General features: G+C 79.5%; 1 protein-coding gene. It reads left to right on the top strand.

From position 1 onward, the window contains the following. Window positions 1-503, top strand: a 503-nt coding sequence (locus ACSNN7_RS29045; RefSeq protein ID WP_436684228.1) for a carbon-nitrogen hydrolase family protein, incomplete at both ends; no start/stop codon positions are given.

Below are 503 nucleotides of genomic sequence, written 5' to 3'. Positions count from 1 at the left end.
CCCGGCGACGTGCCCCGCAACGCGGTGGCCGCCGCCGGCCTGGCCGCCCGCGCCGCCGGCGACGGCGCCCGGATCGCCGTCCTGCCGGAGCTGTTCCTGCCCGCGTACCACCCGCCGACGCTGGCCGCCGACCCGGCCGGCACCGACGTCGCCGCGACCGGCGACGGCGCGGTCGACGACCCCCGGCTCGACCCGCTGCGGGCCGCGGCCCGCGACGACCGGATCACCGTGGTCCTCGGCGCGGCGGTCCGCCACCCGGACGACCGCCGGACCATCTCCGCGCTGGTCGTCGACCCGACCGGCGCGGTCCGGGTCGGGTACGACAAGCAGCAGCTCTGGGGCGGCGAACGGGAGCTGTTCGACGCCGGCCGGCGCGGTGCCACGCTGCTGGTCGACGGCTGGCGGCTCGGGCTCGGCATCTGCTACGACGGATGCTTCCCCGAGCACGCCCGGGCCGCCGCGGCCGACGGCGCGCACGGCTACCTCTGCCCGAGCGGCTACCT

Source organism: Micromonospora sp. URMC 105 (genome assembly GCF_051386295.1).
In the GTDB taxonomy this organism is placed as follows: domain Bacteria; phylum Actinomycetota; class Actinomycetes; order Mycobacteriales; family Micromonosporaceae; genus Micromonospora.
This window is presented reverse-complemented; position numbering and strand designations above follow the sequence as displayed.